Source organism: Halobacillus salinus, assembly GCF_004684905.1.
GTDB lineage: Bacteria > Bacillota > Bacilli > Bacillales > Halobacillaceae > Halobacillus > Halobacillus salinus.
Genome location: NZ_SRJC01000002.1, coordinates 201,478 through 221,603, shown reverse-complemented (window position 1 = coordinate 221,603; position 20,126 = coordinate 201,478). Strand labels below are relative to the sequence as shown.

The 20,126-nt window shown below is 44.5% G+C and carries 17 protein-coding genes; 11 read left to right on the top strand and 6 right to left on the bottom strand.

Going from position 1 to position 20,126, the window contains the following annotated elements; translation table 11 throughout:
* The first annotated feature begins 118 nt into the window (after positions 1–118).
* A complete protein-coding gene (locus tag E4663_RS11660) occupies positions 119–829 on the top strand; it encodes a GntR family transcriptional regulator (RefSeq protein WP_135327744.1) in 711 nt (236 codons plus the stop codon).
* 55 nt (positions 830–884) lie between these two features.
* Here E4663_RS11660 and E4663_RS11655 read toward each other — a convergent pair whose 3' ends face one another.
* The 5 genes from E4663_RS11655 to E4663_RS11635 all read right to left on the bottom strand — a co-directional run bounded on the left by E4663_RS11655 (position 885) and on the right by E4663_RS11635 (position 6,165).
* Positions 885–1,712, bottom strand: coding sequence for a carbohydrate ABC transporter permease (locus E4663_RS11655; protein WP_079477729.1), 828 nt, complete (start codon positions 1,710–1,712; stop codon positions 885–887).
* Between the two features lie 17 nt (positions 1,713–1,729).
* On the bottom strand, positions 1,730–3,046 hold the full coding sequence (locus tag E4663_RS11650) for a carbohydrate ABC transporter permease (protein ID WP_079477730.1): 1,317 nt from the start codon (positions 3,044–3,046) through the stop codon (positions 1,730–1,732).
* Between the two features lie 77 nt (positions 3,047–3,123).
* Positions 3,124–4,467: an ABC transporter substrate-binding protein gene (locus E4663_RS11645; RefSeq protein WP_079477731.1), complete on the bottom strand. Its 1,344-nt coding sequence runs from the start codon at positions 4,465–4,467 to the stop codon at positions 3,124–3,126.
* Between the two features lie 23 nt (positions 4,468–4,490).
* Positions 4,491–5,507 carry a LacI family DNA-binding transcriptional regulator gene (locus tag E4663_RS11640; RefSeq protein WP_135327743.1) on the bottom strand — a complete coding sequence of 339 codons (1,017 nt, stop codon included), beginning with the start codon at positions 5,505–5,507 and terminating at the stop codon, positions 4,491–4,493.
* A 196-nt stretch (positions 5,508–5,703) separates the two neighbouring features.
* On the bottom strand, positions 5,704–6,165 hold the full coding sequence (locus E4663_RS11635; RefSeq protein WP_135327742.1) for a GNAT family N-acetyltransferase: 462 nt from the start codon (positions 6,163–6,165) through the stop codon (positions 5,704–5,706).
* 117 nt (positions 6,166–6,282) lie between these two features.
* On the opposite strand from E4663_RS11635, the gene E4663_RS11630 reads away from it, so the two are divergent.
* From E4663_RS11630 to E4663_RS11595, 9 genes are all read left to right on the top strand, one after another.
* A complete protein-coding gene (locus tag E4663_RS11630) occupies positions 6,283–7,590 on the top strand; it encodes a lysine N(6)-hydroxylase/L-ornithine N(5)-oxygenase family protein (RefSeq protein WP_135327741.1) in 1,308 nt (435 codons plus the stop codon).
* 419 nt (positions 7,591–8,009) lie between these two features.
* The gene (argC, locus tag E4663_RS11625) at positions 8,010–9,047 is read left to right on the top strand and encodes an N-acetyl-gamma-glutamyl-phosphate reductase (protein WP_079477735.1); all 1,038 of its coding nucleotides are present in this window, start codon (positions 8,010–8,012) and stop codon (positions 9,045–9,047) included.
* A 21-nt stretch (positions 9,048–9,068) separates the two neighbouring features.
* Positions 9,069–10,295, top strand: coding sequence for a bifunctional ornithine acetyltransferase/N-acetylglutamate synthase (argJ, locus tag E4663_RS11620; protein ID WP_135327740.1), 1,227 nt, complete (start codon positions 9,069–9,071; stop codon positions 10,293–10,295).
* Positions 10,264–11,067, top strand: a complete 804-nt coding sequence (argB, locus tag E4663_RS20050; RefSeq protein ID WP_241657183.1) for an acetylglutamate kinase — start codon at positions 10,264–10,266, stop codon at positions 11,065–11,067. The genes argJ and argB overlap by 32 nt, the downstream gene beginning before the upstream one ends.
* Entirely contained in the window at positions 11,068–12,225 is a 1,158-nt protein-coding gene (locus tag E4663_RS20045) for an acetylornithine transaminase (RefSeq protein ID WP_193554844.1), read from the top strand.
* A 121-nt stretch (positions 12,226–12,346) separates the two neighbouring features.
* The gene (locus E4663_RS11610; protein ID WP_135327739.1) at positions 12,347–13,411 is read left to right on the top strand and encodes a carbamoyl phosphate synthase small subunit; all 1,065 of its coding nucleotides are present in this window, start codon (positions 12,347–12,349) and stop codon (positions 13,409–13,411) included.
* Complete coding sequence (carB, locus tag E4663_RS11605) at positions 13,404–16,412, top strand: carbamoyl-phosphate synthase (glutamine-hydrolyzing) large subunit (RefSeq protein ID WP_135327738.1); 3,009 nt, start codon at positions 13,404–13,406, stop codon at positions 16,410–16,412. The genes E4663_RS11610 and carB overlap by 8 nt, the downstream gene beginning before the upstream one ends.
* On the top strand, positions 16,409–17,365 hold the full coding sequence (gene argF, locus E4663_RS11600; protein ID WP_079477741.1) for an ornithine carbamoyltransferase: 957 nt from the start codon (positions 16,409–16,411) through the stop codon (positions 17,363–17,365). Before carB ends, argF begins: the two co-directional genes overlap by 4 nt.
* A gap of 182 nt (positions 17,366–17,547) precedes the next feature.
* Positions 17,548–18,039: a GyrI-like domain-containing protein gene (locus E4663_RS11595; protein ID WP_079477742.1), complete on the top strand. Its 492-nt coding sequence runs from the start codon at positions 17,548–17,550 to the stop codon at positions 18,037–18,039.
* Between the two features lie 34 nt (positions 18,040–18,073).
* Here E4663_RS11595 and E4663_RS11590 read toward each other — a convergent pair whose 3' ends face one another.
* Positions 18,074–19,474: a Na+/H+ antiporter NhaC family protein gene (locus E4663_RS11590; protein WP_079477743.1), complete on the bottom strand. Its 1,401-nt coding sequence runs from the start codon at positions 19,472–19,474 to the stop codon at positions 18,074–18,076.
* Positions 19,475–19,608: 134 nt separating this feature from the next.
* Here E4663_RS11590 and E4663_RS11585 point away from each other — a divergent pair, with 134 nt between their 5' ends.
* Positions 19,609–20,049 (top strand): SRPBCC family protein, encoded by a 441-nt coding sequence (locus tag E4663_RS11585; protein ID WP_079477744.1) that lies wholly within the window; start codon positions 19,609–19,611, stop codon positions 20,047–20,049.
* Positions 20,050–20,126: the final 77 nt, after the last annotated feature.

The window sequence follows — 20,126 nt, the reverse complement described above, 5'->3', positions numbered from 1 at the left end:
TATATTTGTATCAATAAATATTTAATACAAATATAATACATATGTTTGGAAGCGTCAACATGTTGTTTTGTTTTTTGTTATACTTAGAACATCGTTAGACACCAAGGAGGATGCTAAAATGGGGTCTCCTTTATATAGAAGGATTGCACAACAAATAAAGGATGAAATAGAAGAAGGTCGATGGAAAGAAGGCGAGTCGATCCCAACGGAACTGCATTTATCAAAACAGTTCGATGCCTCGAGAGTTACGGTAAGACAAGCTATTAAGTTGCTGGTTGAAGAAGGGCTGCTTGAAAAGATACAAGGAAGCGGTACGTACGTGAAAGAACAGAAGATTGAGCACAATATTTTTGAATTAATAAGCTTTACGGAGGAAATGCGCAGTTTAAACAAGGAGCCAATCAACAAGGTGATGGATTTTCAATTGATTGAGCCTGAAGATCAAGTGAAGCGTATGTTAAAGCTGAAGGACGGAGATCAAGTCTTCTACGTTCGTCGTCAAAGACTTGTAGATGAAGTTCCGTATGTACTGGAAGATACGTATCTACCGGTCGATTTGTTCCCTAATTTATCGTATAAAATAATGACAGGTTCAAAGTATGATTATATTGAGAAAGAAGTAGGGAAGAAGATTAAAGATAGTTTCCAAGAGGTCATTCCTGTTTTGCCTGAGGAAGATATTGCGCGTGCATTGATGGTAGACACCGAAACACCTATCTTAAAGATACGTTCTTATAGTATTTTTGAAGACGGTACGGTCTTTGAGTATAGCGAAAATCACTTCAAAAGTGATGAATACAAGTTTACATTGCGTGCATCTAGACCATGATCGTTTCCATTTGCATAAGAAAAGGAACCCACTGTGGGTTCCTTTTTTTTAGTACTTATTCTTTTACCGCTCCTGACGTCAAACCAGATACAATTCGACGCTGGAAGAGGAGAACCATGATGACAAGCGGAACCGTAACAATGACGGTCGCAGCGGATATCTCTCCCCATGGAATGGTGTACTGTCCTTGGAACATCCCGATTCCGACTGGAACTGTTTTGTACTTCTCCGCTGTGTTGATGACAAGGGCGAAGAGGAATTCGTTCCAAGCTGCGATGAACACAAGGATCGCAGTAGTGAAAATCCCTGGTACAGCAAGGGGCAGGATGATACGGAAGTACGTCTGCATCATCGAAGCCCCGTCCATTTTCGCAGATTCTTCTAAATCGAATGGAATCTTACGGAAGAATGTTACAAGCAACCAGATTGATAGTGGTAGCGCGAAAGTGGTGTAAGGAATGATCAAGCCTAAATGGCTGTTTGTCAGTCCGATGTTTCTTAAGAAAATGTAGATAGGTGAAATCGTTGCAATCTGCGGGAACATCGATACAGAGAGCACAACACCTAAGATGAGCGGTTTGCCTTTAAAACGAAGTCTGGCAATCGCATAAGCGGCGAAAGCGGCAACGAATACTGTATAGACAGTTGTGATCGTCGCTACGACTAAACTGTTCCAAAGGTATAGGTGGAACGGACGGATCGTAAATACGGAAATATAACTTTGAATCGTAGGATTACTAGTGAACCACGTAAATGCTTCATCCCCGAACAGTTCAGATAACGGTTTAACGGAGCTCAACAGAATCCAAAGGAACGGGAACATGATGACGAATACAAAGATGACTAAGAATATATAGAATCCTACACCTGCTTTTTTCTGCATCTATTCTCTCACTCCTTTTAGTCTTTTGCTCCGTCGCCGAGTAAATCGGAACCGAGGAATTTAATGTATATCGCAGAGATGATCGCCACACAGACGAATACAATTACGGCAAGGGCGGAACCTTCACCAAAGTCGGTTTGCTGGAACATCACTTTATAAGCGAGTAAGGAAATGACTTCTGTTGAGTTCGCCGGTCCACCGCCAGTAAGTACGTAGATCAGGTCGAATACTCGGAAGGCATCCAAGGTACGGAACAAGAGAGCTACTAGAATACTAGATTTGATAAGCGGCAGCGTAATCCGGAAGAATTGCTTCCATTTGTTCGCTCCGTCAATAGATGCTGCTTCATACAACGATGTTGGGATCGTTTGCAGACCAGCAAGCAATAGAAGGGCCATGTACGGTGTTGTCTTCCATACGTCCGTCAAGATAACGGACGCCATTGCTCCGACTGGAGTGGTGAGAAGCACACTCATATTCTCAATAATTCCGATTTCTGAGAAGAACTTGGCAATAATCCCGTTTTGTCCATCATACAAGTATTTCCACATCATGGCGGAAACCGCTGTCGGAATGGCCCAAGGAATTAGTATGGAGGCACGGACAAGTCCACGTCCGAAGAACGCTTTGTTGATCAACAAGGCAATTCCCATACCTAATACAAGCTCAAATCCGACGGAGACGAATGTGAATACAAATGTATTCCCAAGTGATCGCCACAGTCGCACATCAGTCAAGTTGTTGGCATAATGCTGAAAACCGATAAAGTTCGGTTCAACAATGCTTTCTGTCAGTCCGCTGGCAAGTCCGGTCAAACGGCGGGCATTCTGCAAAGCATCTTCTGACTCTAACTCAACTAATTGTTTCTCTACTGATCCGAAAGTTTGTTCAAACTCTTCTCCAAAGGATCGGTCGATTTCAACGAATTTCAGCTCATCACTAGGTACTTCGAAGTTGAATAAGATATCGTTCACTTCATTGTAAGGACCTTCAATTCCATCTTTTTGTACTAGTTCTTCATCAAACGATGTAATAGTAGACTTTATGTCCTGCAACTCTTCGCTGACTTCCGAAGGAGCAGTTTCGATTTCGTCTTCCAACGCAGTTATGAGAAATGGTTGGTTGTTTAAGTATTTTTCCAAATCCAAATTATAATCTAGATGAATGCTGGACTTTTGAGGTTCGTTTAATTGGTAGTCAAATAGACTGAAGTAGAATGATTGGATAACCGGCCAGATCGCAATGGCTAGAATTAACACCAAAGAAGGGGCAACAAGTAGGTAACCGAGCCGTCTTTCCTTTTTCAATGAATCACTTAATCCTTTTTTTGCCACGAATAGTTCCTCCTTTATGCAAAAAGGGGATGAAACCCTCAGGTACAGGTCCTGAGGGTCTCATCAGGGAGTACAGGTTACTGCATAACCGCGTTCAATTCTTCTTCCATAGCGGCTACCGCTTCTTCTGGAGTCAACTCACCAGCAATCGCTTTGGATACATTGATTTGGATGACTTCAGATACTTCAGGGTAGTTTGGAGCTACTGGGCGAGATACGGCACCTTCTAGTGCGTTTTGGAAACCTTCTTGAGTAAAGAATGGGTTCGCTTCAAGGATTTCTTCATCTTCGAATAGAGCTGGAAGCGTTGGAGCTAGACCACCATTAATAGCGGAGATCTTTTGTCCTTCTGGGCCAGTCATGAATTTCACGAATTCCCAAGCTTCTTCTTTGTTCTCAGAGTATTTGTTGATCGCTGTCATCCAGCCACCAAGTGCAGCAGCGCTTCCTGCATCACCTGCTGGTAGTGGAGCAACACCTACTTTGTCTACGATTTCAGACTGCTCTTCGTCGTTTGCAAGGTTCCATTGGTAAGGCCAGTTACGGATGTAAGGAGATTGACCTTCGATAAACGCTGTGTGGGATTCTACTTCCGTGAACGTGTTAATGTTACCTGGTACAAAGTCAGCGTTGGCAACTTCAACTAGTTTAGAGATTCCGGCAACCGTTTCAGGGCTGTTGACCGCAACATCTCCGTTTTCGTCTAGGATCTCGCCACCGTAAGACGCGATGAATTCTACAGCGTTACATACAAGTCCTTCATATTGCTTCGCTTGCATTAGGTAACCGAATTCTGCGCCGCCTTCAGATTGGATGTTAGATGCAGATGTCATCAGCTCGTCCCATGTCTGAGGTACTTCGCCTTCTTCCACTAGATCTGTGCGGTAGAATAGCATGCCTGTATCGATGAACTTAGGCATAGCCCACTGTTTTCCGTTGAATTGTGCGGCAGACATAGCACCTTGGTTGTAGTCGCTTGCTTCTACACCGTCACGCTGCATGAAGCGATCAAGCTCAAGTACATAACCCGCTTGCGCGAATTCTGCCGGCCATACTACGTCTAGGTCCATAACGTCAATTTCGGATGATTCTGCGTTCAGCATTGTTACATACGCATCGTGCTGCTGTCCTGTATCAGACGGCATTTCACGGAATGTGACGTTGATATTCGGATGAGAGTCATTGAATTCTTTAATCAGCATTTCAGAAGCTTTCGTTGAGTCTTGTCCACGTGCATAGACCAGTTCAACTACTTCTCCATCGCCTTCTCCGGCAGATTCGCCAGAGTCTCCGGAAGTTTCGGATGTATCTTCATCAGAACCGGTGTCATCCGTTGCTTCTCCGTCTCCACCGCCACTACATGCGGCTAGGGCAACTACGACGATCAACATTAAGGATAGTAACCAATACTTTGCTTTCATTACATAACCTCCTAATAATTTTCTTACTCGACAGCGCGTAAAGGACCTCCAACAGTGGACTCACGAATGATGAGCTCTAGTGGAAGTTCATAACGCTCTTTTGCCGGTTTGTTGTTGGAGTTGATTTGTTCGACAAGAACGTGAACAGCTTTTTGTGCCATCTGTTCAATGGGCTGTTCTACAGTAGAGATCTTGGGGTCCATAATTCTTGAAATCACTTGGTTATCAAAACCGATGACGGAGAGTTCACCAGGAATGTCCACCCCATATTCCCGTGCCCCTGTAAGAATACCTGCAGCGACTTCATCGCTTCCTGTAAACACAGCGGTTGGTGGATTGTCCATCTTATGAATCTCCTTGAACACCTCTATGCCATTCTCGATGGTATAAGCATCGAAGAATCCCAAAGACTCATCAAACCGAAGACCGTGTTCAGCCAGCGCCTTCTCAAATCCGATTTTCCGGTGATTGGCAACCATACTCTTATGTCCACCAGAGCAGTATGCAATCCTCGTATGTCCTTGGCGTATAAGGTGCTTTGTCGCAATGTAACCTCCATGAATCTGATCAAGTTTTATGATGGGGATTTCAGCCGATTCATCGAATTCATTACACATGATCAACGGGCCGTAAGATAAGTATTCCGCAATATTGTTCCATTCGTTTTCAAGTGAAGCGAGTATGATCCCATCTACTTGCTTGGTTTTTAATAAATTAAGATGTCCAAGCTCGGTATCTTGGGAGTACATAGTTTGGCAGATGAGCAGCTGATATCCTTGTTGATTCGCTGCTACTTCCATGGATTCCACTAGTTGACCGAAAAACGGGTTCATCAACCTAGGCACAATCACTGCAATCATCTTCGTCTTTTTATTCCTCAAACTCCTTGCTGAAGAGTTCGGAACATAGCCTAATGTTTCCATTGCTTGATAGACGCGTTCCTTCTTTTCTTGGGAAACGTGAGGGTAGTGATTGATAACGCGTGAAACAGTTGATTTCGACAATCCGGCCAACTCGGCTACATCATCAATGGTGACCACTATCAAACCTCCTCTCTGTCTTTAATGAATCATTGAAATCGTTTTCAAAATTGGTGAAATAAAAAAGTCATGAATCTCGTAGGTAAATAAGTGCATAACTTTGAAAACGTTTTCAATAACTTGAGTAAATTATATGTGAAACAAAAACTATTTTCAACAATATTTTGATAAAATTCTGAATTTTATTTTGGACCTGCTAGGAAAGCTTCATGACAAAGTATATTAAATCTCTGCCCTGGATCCCGTGTTCATAGAATGTATCTGGGTATGCATCGAAGAATCCTTTGTGAATGGAATCAAATCGGAAACCGGCTTTCTGATAAAAAGCGAGGTTCTCAATACTACTATTAGCTGTTCCGACAAACAACTCCGTGAATGACCGTTCTTTGCAGTGATCTGCAATTAATTGTATGACCGTCTTGCCTATTCCAAGCCCCCTGTGGTCTTCAGAAATGGCTATGTTTTTGATTTCTACTGCTTGGGGGGAAGGGAACGTGAGTAGACAGGCTCCGACATCCTTGTGGTTGTACTTTATAGAAAATGGTTCTCCTTCTTCTATATAAGTCCTGACAATCTCCTCGTCTTCATCTGCCATCAGAAAAAATGGCAAGTATGCTTCTCGGTCCATAATCGGTTGAATGGTAACGGATCGACACATAAACATCTAACTCCTTTTGGAATCGCTATTATAGATTTGATGGGATTATGGTACCATAGATATAGTGTGTTAAATTCTGAAATGGCCATTTTTTCAGAAAAAAGGAGACGTGAACAAATGGAACAACATGAGAAGGTTTTTGACTTAATTGGAGTAGGAGTAGGCCCTTTCAACTTGGGACTTGCTGCTTTGCTGGATGAAGTAGACGGAGTAGAGCCTTTATTCTTTGAACAGAATGATGAATTCGATTGGCACCCGGGAATGCTGATCGAAGGGACTAAAATGCAGGTTCCTTTTATTGCCGACCTCGTCACGATGGCGGACCCGACCAATAAGTATAGCTTTTTAAACTACATTAGTAAGAATGAGCGGATGTATCAATTTTACTTCCTACAGCGCTTAGATATCCCTAGACGTGAATACAACGATTATTGTCAGTGGGTTTCTCGTCAGTTGAATAGTTGTCAATTCGGGAAAAGAGTGACGAACATCCGTCCTGTTCGAGATAACGAACAATATTACGAAGTGACTGTAGTCGATACAAAGACGGAAGAAACTACGGTTTACCGATCAAAAAATCTAGTGATGGGTACAGGTAGTACCCCGGTTATGCCAAAGTCATTCCAAGGTTTCCCTGAAGATGAAGTTTTCCATACAGCTGATTTTCTTCCGAATCATGACAGATGCCGCAACGCAAACTCTATTACGGTGATCGGTTCAGGGCAGAGTGCTGCTGAAACGTTCCGAGAGTTGTTGAAAGAACAAAAGGAATGCGGATTCCGTTTAGACTGGATTACACGCTCACCTGGCTTTGCATCCATGGAGGAGTCTAAACTGAGCTTAGAACACTTCTCACCGGATTACGTGAACTATTTCTACCAACTTCCTCAAGAACAGAAGGACGAAATCTTCGCTACACAGGGGTTGTATTATAAGGGAATAAGTAACCATACGATCAATGATATTTATAACCTTCTATATGAATACTCGGTCGGAGGCAAAGAAGCGGATGTTGGAATGCAAGTTCTGAGTGAAGTGAAAGACTTGAAGAAAAAAGCAGATGGTGGATATGAAATCGACTGCTATCACTGGCAGAAGCAAGAGGCATTCACTCATGAAAGTGATATTGTCATTTCTGCTACAGGCTACAAACCACATGTGCCAGACTTTGTACATGAGCTTTCAGATTTTCTCGAGTGGGATGAGAAGGGTCGTTACAAGGTGACCAAAGATTACCGCTTGAAGAAGCAGGAAGATCTCCAGGGCGAAATCTATGTGCACAGTGGTATTTCTCATACGCACGGAGTGGGCTCGACGAACCTCGGGTTGTCTGTCCACCGCAACAAAGTCATTATCAACCAGCTTGTCGGACGAGAAGTATTCCCGATGAATGAAAAGACGATTTTTCAATCCTTTGATATATAAAAGAATACAAACCAAAAAAAGAACAGCCTTTATATTGGCTGTTCTTTTTTGGTTTGAAAAGTGTTCGCATTGGTTTTGATATGAGGAAAGTGTTCCAAGGTCTGGAAAACAACTCGCTTTCAGTGACCGTAGGGACCGAGGAGGCTCGCCGGACGCCTGCGGAAAGCGGACCGTTTCTCCAACACCGCTTTTCTAAACATAAAAGAACCGACGAGCATTTCTAGATACTCTTAGAAAGAACGGACTTTAGATTGGTTGTCCTTTTTTGGTTTGTATGCATGATACTTTGTCGAAATTGTCAACTATATGTAAACAATACTCGAATAGGTAGAATATCGGTTGACAACTTCCACTATAAGGTTAATAATATTGTAAATATACAAGGTTCATCATAATTATACATAGAGGTGAATAATAGAGTGATAGTAGGAATTGTAGGTGCAACAGGGTATGGTGGAATAGAATTGTTTCGTATTCTATCAACCCATCCAAATATAACAAAAATCCAATTGTACTCTTCATCCCAAGCTGGTGAAGATTTTGAAACTATATACCCTCAACTCGAAACGAACGAACGACACACGCTCTTGGCAGTAAAACCGGAGGAGATGAAGGAAGAATGTGACGTAGTCTTTCTTGCTACTCCATCAGGGGTATCTAGCAAACTGACACCGGATTTACGCGGGGGAAAAGCGAAAGTGATCGATGTTTCTGGAGATCTCAGGCTGAAGCAACCGGAGGACTACCGGGAATGGTACAAAAAAGATCCAGCCCCGACAGAGGTACTGGACGAAGCCGTTTACGGTTTACCGGAATGGAACCAGGAAGCCATTAAGAAAGCGGACATCATTGCAAACCCTGGATGTTACCCGACGGCTACCTTGCTTGGATTAGGTCCGGCTATCAGTGGGAAACTCGCCAAAACGGATTCCATTATAGTAGATGCGAAATCGGGTGTTTCTGGTGCAGGGAAAAACCCGAATCCTTTGACTCACTTTGCCCACGCGCAAGAGAATTTCCAAATTTATAAAGTGAATCAGCATCAGCATATTCCTGAGGTCGAGCAGCAATTGCGTGTTTGGGACGAATCATCGGAACCCATTACCTTCTCTACACATCTTGTTCCGATGACGAGAGGGATTATGTCTACGATCTATTTTTCTCTCAAGGAAGAAGCGAATACAGAAGAACTGTTACAGCTTTACAGAGACTATTATTCCGACCATCCTTTTGTCAGAGTAAGAGAAGAAGGGCAATTTCCGTGCACGAAAGATGTCTACCACACCAATTACTGCGATATCGGATTGACAGTGGACCGTCGTACCAAACGAGTGACGGTCGTATCTGTTATTGATAACCTAATGAAGGGAGCCGCTAGTCAGGCGGTTCAAAATATGAATCTATTATTCGAATTAGAAGAAACAGCAGGTCTTCCTGAGAAACCTGTTTACCCATAATTCCAGAAAGGGAGAGTTGGTTTGATTCAAACAGTGAAGCAATTTCAAGTAGAAAAAGTGGACGGAGGAAATCTCTTGACACCTGAAGGGTTTCAAGCTGGAGGTATGCACAGTGGACTTCGCTATAAGAAACGAGACTTCGGCTTGTTGATGAGTGATGTACCCGCATCGATTGCTGCGGTCTATACACAGAGTCACTTTCAGGCGCCCCCATTGAAAGTAACCCAGGAAAGTATTCGTCAGGACAATAAAATACAAAGTATCGTCATCAACAGTGCGGTCGCGAATGCATGTACAGGGAAACAAGGACTTGAAAATGCTTATGAAACAAGAAGTATGATTGCGAATCGATACAACATTCCCGAATCCTACGTGGCGGTCGCGTCAACTGGTGTCATCGGTGAGCAGCTTCCGATGGACAAGATCACGTATGGCTGTGAAAACGTAGATGTAACAAAAGATGGTGCAGATGCCTTTCAAGAGGCAATCCTGACGACAGACACGTGTCAGAAGCATACGTGTTATCAACTGAAGGTGGATGGACGCACTGTAACGATCGGCGGGGCTGCTAAAGGCTCTGGTATGATCCATCCAAATATGGCGACAATGCTCGGTTTCATTACAACGGATGCAACGATTGAATCAACCGTATTGCAGAAAGCATTAAGCAACTGCATCGATCGTTCCTTCAACCAAATTACAGTGGATGGGGAAACCTCAACGAACGACATGGTGCTTGCCTTAGCTAATGGCCAAGCTGATCACGATACACTCGATGAGGACCACCCAGATTGGGAAGGTTTCCAACTTGCATTGCAACTCGTGTGCGAGGACTTGGCGAAGCAGATCGCTCGTGACGGAGAAGGAGCGACGAAGTTGATTGAGGTAAACGTTTCCGGAGCTCATTCCAATGAAGATGCAAGAACCATTGCGAAGAAGGTAGTTGGCTCAAGCTTAGTGAAAACAGCTGTGTATGGTCACGATGCCAACTGGGGACGTATCGTCGGAGCGATTGGTCATAGTGATGCCAACGTGAACCCAGAAGGATGCGATATCTTTATAGAAGGACAGCTCGTGTTCAGCGAAGGAACGCCATGTTCCTTTTCAGAAGAACAAGCAACCGAAGATATGAGTAAAGAAAAGGTAATCATCGAAGTCCGTCTTCATGAAGGAGACGGGGAAGGAACAGCTTGGGGGTGCGACCTGACGTATGACTATGTCAAAATCAATGCCAGTTACAGAACATAATAAACCTGTCGTCGTCATTAAATTAGGTGGCAGTATGATCGACCAATTGACCGACGACTTCTATGATAGTTTCAAAGAACTTGTAACCCATTATCACTGCTTGGTTGTTCATGGTGGTGGCCCTGCCATTACTAAACTGATGTCCAGATTGAATATTGAAGGAGAATTTCACGATGGACTACGTAAAACAACCGCTGAGACGCTTGAAGTAGTCGAGATGACACTAGGAGGTAAAGTGAACAGCCAAATCACATCCAGGTTGTCGGCACGCGGTCTTTCGTCTGTTGGAGTGAAAGGGACGGATGCGAACCTATTGACTGCTGATATTGTTGATGAAGAGCGTCTGGGATTTGTAGGCGAAGTGCAGGCAGTGGATGCTGGCTTCCTTAACCAGTGCCACCAATCCGGGTATCTTCCTGTTATTGCCCCGCTTGCTAAGACGAAAGAAGGGCAGACAGTAAATGTGAATGCTGACCTTGCAGCATCAGCTATCGCAAAGGCCGTTGGTGCTGAGAAGTTGTTATATGTAACAGATGTTCCCGGCATATTAAAGGACGGGGAATTGATTGATGAAGCGACTCCAGACGAGATCGAAGCGCTGATTGAAAATGGCATTGTGTACGGAGGAATGATTCCGAAGGTTGAGTCAGCCATGCAAGCTTTATCAGATCAATTACAAGAGGTCATGATTGTTAGTGGAGAGCGTCCACTCATCCAGAATGACCAAATGCTCGGAACGAAGATTCTTGCTAAGCGAAAGGAAGGCGTCTGAATGAGTTTATTCCCAACGTACAACCGTTTCCCTCTTACTATTGTTTCCGGAGAAGGGACGAACGTGACGGATGACAAAGGAAATACGTACTTGGACTTTGTTTCAGGGATTGCGGTTTGTAATCTTGGACATCGTCCTCCTGAAGTGCAATCAGCACTGGAGAAGCAACTAGGGGAACTATGGCACGTTTCGAATTTGTATCAACTTCCGAAGCAGGAGCAAGCTGCAAATCTGCTGACAGAAGCGACGAATCTTGATTATGTGTTCTTCTGTAACAGTGGTGCGGAAGCGAATGAAGCAGCCATTAAACTTGCTCGAAAGCATACACAAAGAGAGACGATTGTAACGTTCAAACAGTCCTTCCATGGACGGACGTTTGCGACGATGAGTGCAACAGGTCAGGAAAAGATCCAACAAGGTTTCGGGGCTCTGCTCCCGACGTTTGAATATCTTCCTTTCAACGACGAGAAGGCCGTCAATGAATTAGAGGGCGATGACATTGCTGCGATCATGGTCGAAGTCGTTCAAGGGGAAGGGGGAGTCGTCCCAGGAACGAAAGCGTTCTTAGAGGCTGTCCAGCAGAAGTGTGAAGAGCTCGGTGCGCTTCTCATCATTGATGAAGTGCAAACAGGCATAGGTCGTACAGGAGCTCCGTTCGCCCATCAGCTATACAATCTTGACCCGGATATCGTAACTTCAGCAAAAGGGCTTGGGAGTGGGTTCCCTGTCGGAGCCATGTTAGGTAAAGAGAAGCTTGTAGACGCTTTCTCGGCTGGCTCTCATGGCACAACGTTTGGTGGAAACCCACTTGCTTCTACCGCCGTTTGCGCAACCCTTGAGACGATCTTTGATGAATCCTTTTTGGAGGATGTTCAATCCAAAGGCGAATGGCTGCGCTCCCAGTTAGAAGAGGATCTTCTGCCGCTGTCACTTGTTAAGGAAGTACGCGGTAAAGGTCTTATGATCGGTATCCAACTTGAAGAAGAAGCGCTCCCGCTTGTTCACAAGCTGCGTGAGAATGGATTGCTTGCTGTAGTGGCAGGACCTAAGGTACTGAGGCTGCTTCCACCTTTAAATGTAACGAAGGACGAGATGACAAAAGCAGTTTCTATTATGAAACAGGTCTTGCAAGAGCATAGTAGTCTACAAAATGTTTGAGAAAATGTCTTGAATCGTAAGGTAAGAAAAAAGCGGTGAATTATCACCGTTTTTTTCTTGCAATCTATTGTATAAAAATTCATAGTATATTATAATTATTCAACATGAAGGAGATGGTGATGTGAAAGGTTATCTGTGTTTACAAGATGGTCAAACATTCGAAGGAAAAGCATCAGCACATTGGAAACAACCCATTCAAGGCGAAATCGTCTTTTTTACAGGGATGACGGGATATCAAGAAGTCCTGACTGATCCCTCTTATAAAGATCAAATCGTGGTCTTCACCTATCCGTTAATCGGAAATTATGGTGTGAATGAACAGGATGATGAAAGCGACGAAATCCAAGTGAGCGGCGTCATTATGTTCCATTGTGCTGATAAAGCCAGTCATTATGCAGCAACCAGTTCGTTGAAAGATTACTTGGAAAAACAAGAAGTTCCGTTCCTCACAGGAATCGATACCAGACAAGTTACGAAAGCGATTCGTAAGGGAGGGTCTCATCAAGCAGTGTTGAGTTCCCAGCACGTTAACACTATTGCACCTGCGAAAACTGGCCAAATGCAAAAAGTACAGGGCCGGCAAGTGGAAACCTACGGATCCGGAAAAATGCATATCGTACTCATAGACTTCGGATGGAAGAAATCGATTTTGAATGCGCTCCTTTCGTATGATGCGAAGGTGACAGTAGTTCCTTTTACGAAAATCAAAGAACTTGAAGGTACTGATTTTGATGCGGTTGTGTTATCCAACGGTCCTGGGAACCCGAAAGATGCAGAGAGCTACTTGCCTCAGCTGAAATCCATCACAGATCGCTACCCGACGTTTGGAATTTGTATGGGACACCAAGTGATTTCTTTGGCCTATGGAGCGGAGACAGAGAAGCTTCCATTTGGCCATAGAGGCGCTAATCATCCCGTCAAAGATATCAAGACAGGTAAAGTCTTTATATCTTCTCAGAACCATAACTACGTAGTGAAGGCATCTAGTTTGGCTGACACGCCTCTCTCCACTCGTTTTTATAACGTCAACGACGATACTGTCGAGGGGATTGTTCACGACCAGAAACCAATTATGACAGCCCAATTCCACCCAGAAGCCCACCCAGGGCCATCTGATGCAGAATGGCTGTTCGATGACTTCTTTACACTCATTCAAAGCAAGAAAGAGGAGGGCGTGTATGTCTAAGAAAATATTAGTGATCGGTTCTGGTCCGATCATCATTGGTCAAGCAGCAGAATTTGATTATTCCGGAACACAAGGGTGTCTCGCCCTTCGTGAAGAGGGGCATCAAGTCATTTTAGTCAATCCGAATCCAGCGACGATCATGACCGATCATGCGATTGCCGATCAAGTATATTGTGAACCTTTAACCCTAGAAAGTGTTACAGCGATAGTGAAACAGGAGAAACCAGATGCTTTACTCGCAGGTCTCGGTGGGCAGACCGCTCTTAACTTAGCTGTCGAGCTGGAAGGCGCAGGAGTGCTTGAGCAGTATGGTGTGGAACTTTTAGGTACTAGTGTTGCTTCTATTCAACAAGGAGAAGATCGCGAGCTGTTCCGTACATTGATGGATAAGCTTGATCAACCTGTTCCAGAAAGTGAAGTCATTAAAAACGTCGAGGAAGCCATAACTTTCGTTCAGAAAGTTGGCTACCCTGTTATTAGTCGCCCTGCCTATACACTGGGAGGACGTGGCGGTGGGATAGCCCACAATGAAGAACAGTTGGTAGAACTGATGGAGAATGGGTTAAAAGCTAGCCCGATTCAACAAGTCATTATGGAGAAGAGCATAGCTGGCTTTAAAGAAATCGAATATGAAATCATGCGAGACCAAAACGGAACATGTATTTCGGTTTGCAACATGGAAAATGTAGACCCAGTGGGTGTACATACTGGGGATTCGATCGTTGTCGCGCCTTCGCAGACGTTGACGGACTCCGAGTACCAAATGCTCCGAACCGCGTCCTTTGAAATCGTCTCTGCTCTTGAAGTTATTGGGGGATGTAACGTTCAACTCGCTCTCAACCCCTACAGTAAGCAGTATTACGTCATAGAGGTTAACCCTAGGGTCAGTCGTTCCTCTGCACTCGCATCCAAGGCAACAGGGTACCCGATTGCGAAAATGGCGACGAAGCTGGCTCTTGGGTACTCGCTCGACCAATTGATCAATCCACTTACTGGTCACACATATGCAAGTTTCGAGCCAGCGCTCGACTACGTTGTAGTGAAGTTCCCTCGCTGGCCGTTTGATAAGTTCCCAGAGGCAGATCGGTTGCTCGGGACGAAGATGAAGGCGACAGGAGAAGTGATGGCAATTGACCGCACGCTCGAAGCTGCTTTCCAAAAAGCGATTCAATGTTTGGATACGAAAGCTCCTGTCATCCGTAATGTAGAGGACCATTTGAAAGAAGCGACTGATTTGCGCTTTTTCGCTATCATGGAAGCATTTAGACAAGGGCACAGCCAAGAATGGGTACACGAACAGACCAAAGTGGACTATTTCTTCTTACAAGCCATCCACCAGATCATTGATATCGAAAATGCTCTAGAGGTAGAGGGGCTGTCTCAAGCGACCGTTCATCGTGCCAAGTGGTTCGGATTCTCGGATCAACAGATTGCTCTTTATGCAGGAGTAAAAGAAGAGACAGTGAAGCAATATCGAACGGAACAGAATATCCATTCAAGCTTTAAAATGGTGGATACTTGCGCTGCGGAGTTTGAAGCGGAAACCAACTATGTGTACCGCACATTCGCTGGGGCGAATGAGATCGAACCGCTGACAGCAAATAAAAAAGCCTTGATCATTGGATCAGGCCCTATCCGAATCGGCCAAGGTGTTGAGTTTGATTACAGTGCTGTTAAGGCAATTGAGAGCTTAAAATTATTAGGCTGGACGACCATCATGCTGAATAATAACCCAGAGACCGTAAGTACCGACTACGAAACAGCGGACCGCCTCTATTTCGAACCAATTACGAAGGAAGTAATTGAGGATATTGTCACACAAGAATCTGTCGATCTCGTATTCACATCATTTGGTGGTCAGACAGCTATCAATATGGCGGAGGAATTGGAACAAGCAAGACTTCCAATTGCCGGAGTCAGTTTTGATGTATTGGATGCACTTGAGGATCGTGATCGGTTCTATGCAGCGTTGGATGAGTTGGGGATTCCCCATGTTTCTGGTCAGACATGCGCCAGTGAAGAAGAAGCGCTACGCGTCGCCGACCAGTATGAGTATCCATTGTTGTGCCGTCCTTCTTACGTCATTGGCGGTCAAGGAATGGTGAAGGTCCAAAATAAGCAGGAATTAATGCAAGCACTTAGTAAGATGGAACAACGCCACTTCCCGGTGATCTTGGATCCGTTCGTTATAGGGAACGAAGTGGAAGTCGACCTTGTCGGAGATGGCAAACACGTCTATATTCCAGGATTAATGGAACACATCGAGCCCGCGGGCGTCCATTCTGGGGACAGTATGTCTATATTCCCTGCAACATTGCCTGAAAGCATCGAGGCGCATGTGAGAACGTACAGTCAAAAAATTGTGGAACACTTCGGTTATAAAGGAATCATGAATATCCAGTTCCTTTGGAAAGATGAGCATGTTTATGTGCTAGAAGTGAACCCACGCGCCAGTCGTACAGTGCCAATCATCAGTAAAGTATCGACACAGTCCCTTGTAGATTTAGCTATCCGAGTGGTGGCTGATGGGCTCGATTTAGAACATGTTACCATTCCGGAGATAGAACAAGTGGCGGTAAAATACCCATTGTTCTCCTCTCATGCCTTGCCGGAGCTAGATCATACACTCGGAGCTAATATGAAATCGACAGGAGAGGGCATGTGTATCGGAAAAACGGTTGGAGAGGCAATGGCTAAAGTTTTCTCCCATTTACCGAATCTGCTTGAGAAACCGGAAACAGCATTTGTTGAAATAGACACGGATGTAGAAGGCTCTACGTTGCCATTTGATAAGTGGGTGCAGACAAAAGACGCGAGTGTATATGTCAACGACAAGAAGACAGCGGAAGCGAAGCGTAGAAGAATCCAAGCTTTGAAATATGGAATGACGGTTTTCAGTGAACCGACTACATTCCAAGCCTATGTAGAATCGATCCCGTATGCTAAAGCTTTACCAGTAACACTACCTAAAACTATCATGCAAGGAGTGCAGAGCCAATGAATTTGATGGAACAAATGACGTCATCTACTACGGACCTTAAGGGAAAGCATTTATTGCACTGGGGAGATTTTTCTCAGTGTGATGTCTCCCGTCTCTTAGCCCAAGCACAATATTTGAAGGAAAATCCTCACTCCTCCTATCTAACAGGGAAGACGTTAGCTATGGTGTTTGAGAAGTCGTCCACCCGTACCCGTGTTTCCTTTGAGACGGGGATGGTGCAAATGGGAGGGCACGCTTTGTACTTGAATACTCGCGATATTCAAGTTGGGCGTGGCGAATCCATTGCTGATACGGCTAAAGTGCTGTCAGGCTATGTGGATGCGATCATGTTCCGCACGACCTCCCATGAGAAGCTTCAGGAGCTTGCGGAACATGCGACGGTTCCTGTGATCAACGGCTTGTGTGATATTTACCACCCATGCCAGGCACTTGCTGATATTTTCACGATCCTGGAGCATAAAGGTCGTCTCAATGGCTTGAAGGTTGTCTATATCGGAGATGGAAACAATGTCGCTCATTCGCTGATGATGATAAGTGCCATGATGGGGATGGACGTTACGGTGGTTACGCCAAAGGGATATGAACCTGATAAAGGTGTAGTAGCCCAAGCGGAATCGCTCGCTAAGAACTATCAAGGATCGGTTACCATCAGTCATGATCCAATCCAGGCATCCGTGGGGGCAGACGCTATTTATACGGATGTTTGGGCATCCATGGGGCAGGAAGAGGAGCAAGAAAAACGCATGAAAGACTTCCAAGGGTTTCAGGTCAATCAAGAGGTGTTGAAGCAAGCGAAAGAAGACGTGATTTTTCTTCATTGTCTGCCTGCACATAGAGAAGAGGAAGTGACAGCAGAAGTAATTGATGGTCCACACTCAGTTGTGTATCAACAGGCAGAGAACCGTATGCACGTCCAAAAAGCAATTCTACAAGCTTTGATAGGATACCGCTAAAAAAGTCAGCATAATCATAGGCGCGATGAAAGTAGGATAGAGGGGCATGGTTTTTTTATACTTTGTTAAAGTGGAACGAATCACTTCTAGTTTTGTCGAATGGAAAAAGGTTACAAGGGATTTGTCAGTTTGTGTGGAAGTAGTAAAGTGAGCTAAAAATGATAAAAAGGAGTGGCCCCTTCATGAGTGAGCAAGTCCAAACGGCCGTCCAACCTAAGGTCGTCGAGAAATCGAACTTCAAAGTTGTCGGAACTTACTGTCAAACGATGATGGATGAGCGTCACGTGAAAATACCGAGGTTGATGGAGCATTTTCACACGTCCAAACTTCACAAGGTCAAGAATCGGATTAATGCCCCGTGTTCCATCGGAATGTTTGTGGATCCGCCGAACTGGAATGAAGAAACCGACAAGTTCTATTGGATGGCTGCTGTAGAAGTGGATAGCTATGAGAAGGTACCGCCTGATATGATCACAAAGACAATCCCGAGTCACCTATATGCCGTATTGGAGTATGACCCTTCTATACACGATTTCAATCCGTACCCTTACCTTTTTGATTGGATTGTAGAGAAAGGGTACGAACCGATCGAAGGTTTTGGCTTTGAAGAGTATCAGCCATATACCGGTAAGAATACGAAGTACACCCTTCACTTACCGATCAAGACCGAATAAAGAGAAAGGCACCTGATGAAGGTGCCTTTTGTTATTAGAAAAAGGATATGCCGAAGTATAGTAAGGCTGCTACTGTTGCCGCAATCAATGCCGGTTTCAATTTGAATTTAGCGTATTGGACAGCATTTAAATTTAAAATGCCGGCGGTCGTATTCGTGTCATCACTTAAAGGGGAAGAGAAGGCTCCGAATGTTCCGCTGGCAAATACGGCTCCGATGACAATAGGAAGAGAACTGCCGGCAACTGTTGCAATGGAAATACCAACCGGCATTAATATGCCCCACGTTCCCCAAGACGAGCCGATGAAGTAAGACAAGCCGCACCCTACTACGAAGATAACCGCTGCCACAAATCCTGGTGGTACCCAGTCGAAGGATGAGGAGATAGTTGAAGCGAATTCCAGTGCTTCCGATCCTTTGCTCAATCCCCAAACCGTCGCCAACAATAAGATGACACCCATGATTTCATTCCCACCATAAATCAGTCCGTCCATCGTTTTTTTCAGCGATTCCTTTTGAATAGTAAGGTAGACGACAAATCCGATTAACGTAAGGACAACTGCAAGTACCATAGCATCGAGGACATTAGGATTGATCAACGCACTGAATCCTGTTTCTCCATTTCGAACCCCGACCTGATACATAAGGAAAAAGGTAAGCACGATGACGCTTATTAACGGAACAATCAGGCGCCAAGGTTTCGCAGGCAAGTCTTGAGTTACGGCCGGATGACAATCTTCCCATTGGTCTTCCTTTTTGTCTGGTTCCTCTTCTTGCACATCTGTCTGGGACTTCTTGCTTCGGTGGAAGAAGCTGAGATAAAAGCCGATAATGATCATAGCAAAGGCGAAGAAGTTAAAGGGAATGCTCTGAATATAGAGCGAATAGGAATCCCCAGATGTACCTGCTTGTTCAAGCGAGAGGTCTATGACAGAGGTCATATATCCGACGAACGCAGTGGCAACCGGGATGAGCACGACAAGTGGGGAGGCGGTCGTTTCAATGACAAACCCCAGTTCTTGCTTGGTCATCGGAATCTTCTTTCTCATCGCTTTCATAACAGGGGCTATGGTGACGATTCGGAAGCTGGGAGCGGCGAATGTTCCGACAGAAGAAAGCCATGTAAGCATGAATGCTCCGCGTTTTTCTTCAATGCGTTCCGTTGCCTCTTGCACGAAACCTTTGATTCCTCCTGACATTTTCACAATACCGATCAGTGCTGAAAATCCATAAAGGAAAACGATGATCTTCAAATTATTCTCATCCATCAGACCTTCATAGATGAACGAAAAACCTTTCATCATCCCACCGAGCCAATGTGGATCGACCAAATATCCTGCAACAATTACGCCGAATAATAGGCTTGGAATGACTTGCTTTGTCCAGATAGCTGAGATGATGACGACGCCAAAAGGAATGACGGATATCCATTCCATCCTGAGTTCCCCCGTTTCTTATGAGCTTCGTTTAGGTTGTGATTCTTTCCGTGTCCTTATTCGAGAATGGCGAACAAGGGATTTGAGTTTGAATCACGAATACATAAGGTAACGTAACTCTAGGGGGAACTGCCATGACTTTTATGACACAGACGATTGTGATCAAGAAGCCGGTCGAAGAAGTATTTGAAGCTGCAACAACTTTTGAAAATAGTCCGCAAATCATGGATGCCGTAGTCGGTGTAGAATTGCTATCGGACGGCCCGGTCCAAGAAGGCTATCAATTCAAAGAGACAAGAGAAATCAAAGGAAGAAAGGTCTCTTCTGTGATAACGGTGACCCATTTTGACAAGAATAAGGCGTACTCTGTGAGAAGTGTCCAGCAAGGGCTGGATCTACGGTATCATTACACATTTACAGAAACGACCGAGGGGACTCGTGTGGATTTTCGGGGAGAGATGATTACAGAAGGGCTGCGCAATAAATTGGCAAGCCCCTTTCTCAAAAAAATCATTCAGAAAGAAGACCAGGACCATCTGAAGCACCTGAAAAACTTTATCGAAACCTCGAACTAATGGTGCTATAATAGAGGTAAGCTATGGATTTTTATGGAGACCTCTTTATTTATAGAGAGGTCTTTTTTTCATTATAA

Coding starts and splice junctions, on each gene's coding strand:
- E4663_RS11660 (WP_135327744.1), top strand. CDS start 119: ATGGGGTCTCCTTTATATAGAAGGATTGCACAACAAATAAAGGATGAA.
- E4663_RS11655 (WP_079477729.1), bottom strand. CDS start 1,712: ATGCAGAAAAAAGCAGGTGTAGGATTCTATATATTCTTAGTCATCTTT.
- E4663_RS11645 (WP_079477731.1), bottom strand. CDS start 4,467: ATGAAAGCAAAGTATTGGTTACTATCCTTAATGTTGATCGTCGTAGTT.
- E4663_RS11635 (WP_135327742.1), bottom strand. CDS start 6,165: ATGTGTCGATCCGTTACCATTCAACCGATTATGGACCGAGAAGCATAC.
- E4663_RS11630 (WP_135327741.1), top strand. CDS start 6,283: ATGGAACAACATGAGAAGGTTTTTGACTTAATTGGAGTAGGAGTAGGC.
- argB (WP_241657183.1), top strand. CDS start 10,264: ATGTCAAAATCAATGCCAGTTACAGAACATAATAAACCTGTCGTCGTC.
- E4663_RS20045 (WP_193554844.1), top strand. CDS start 11,068: ATGAGTTTATTCCCAACGTACAACCGTTTCCCTCTTACTATTGTTTCC.
- carB (WP_135327738.1), top strand. CDS start 13,404: ATGTCTAAGAAAATATTAGTGATCGGTTCTGGTCCGATCATCATTGGT.
- argF (WP_079477741.1), top strand. CDS start 16,409: ATGAATTTGATGGAACAAATGACGTCATCTACTACGGACCTTAAGGGA.
- E4663_RS11595 (WP_079477742.1), top strand. CDS start 17,548: ATGAGTGAGCAAGTCCAAACGGCCGTCCAACCTAAGGTCGTCGAGAAA.
- E4663_RS11590 (WP_079477743.1), bottom strand. CDS start 19,474: ATGGAATGGATATCCGTCATTCCTTTTGGCGTCGTCATCATCTCAGCT.
- E4663_RS11585 (WP_079477744.1), top strand. CDS start 19,609: ATGACTTTTATGACACAGACGATTGTGATCAAGAAGCCGGTCGAAGAA.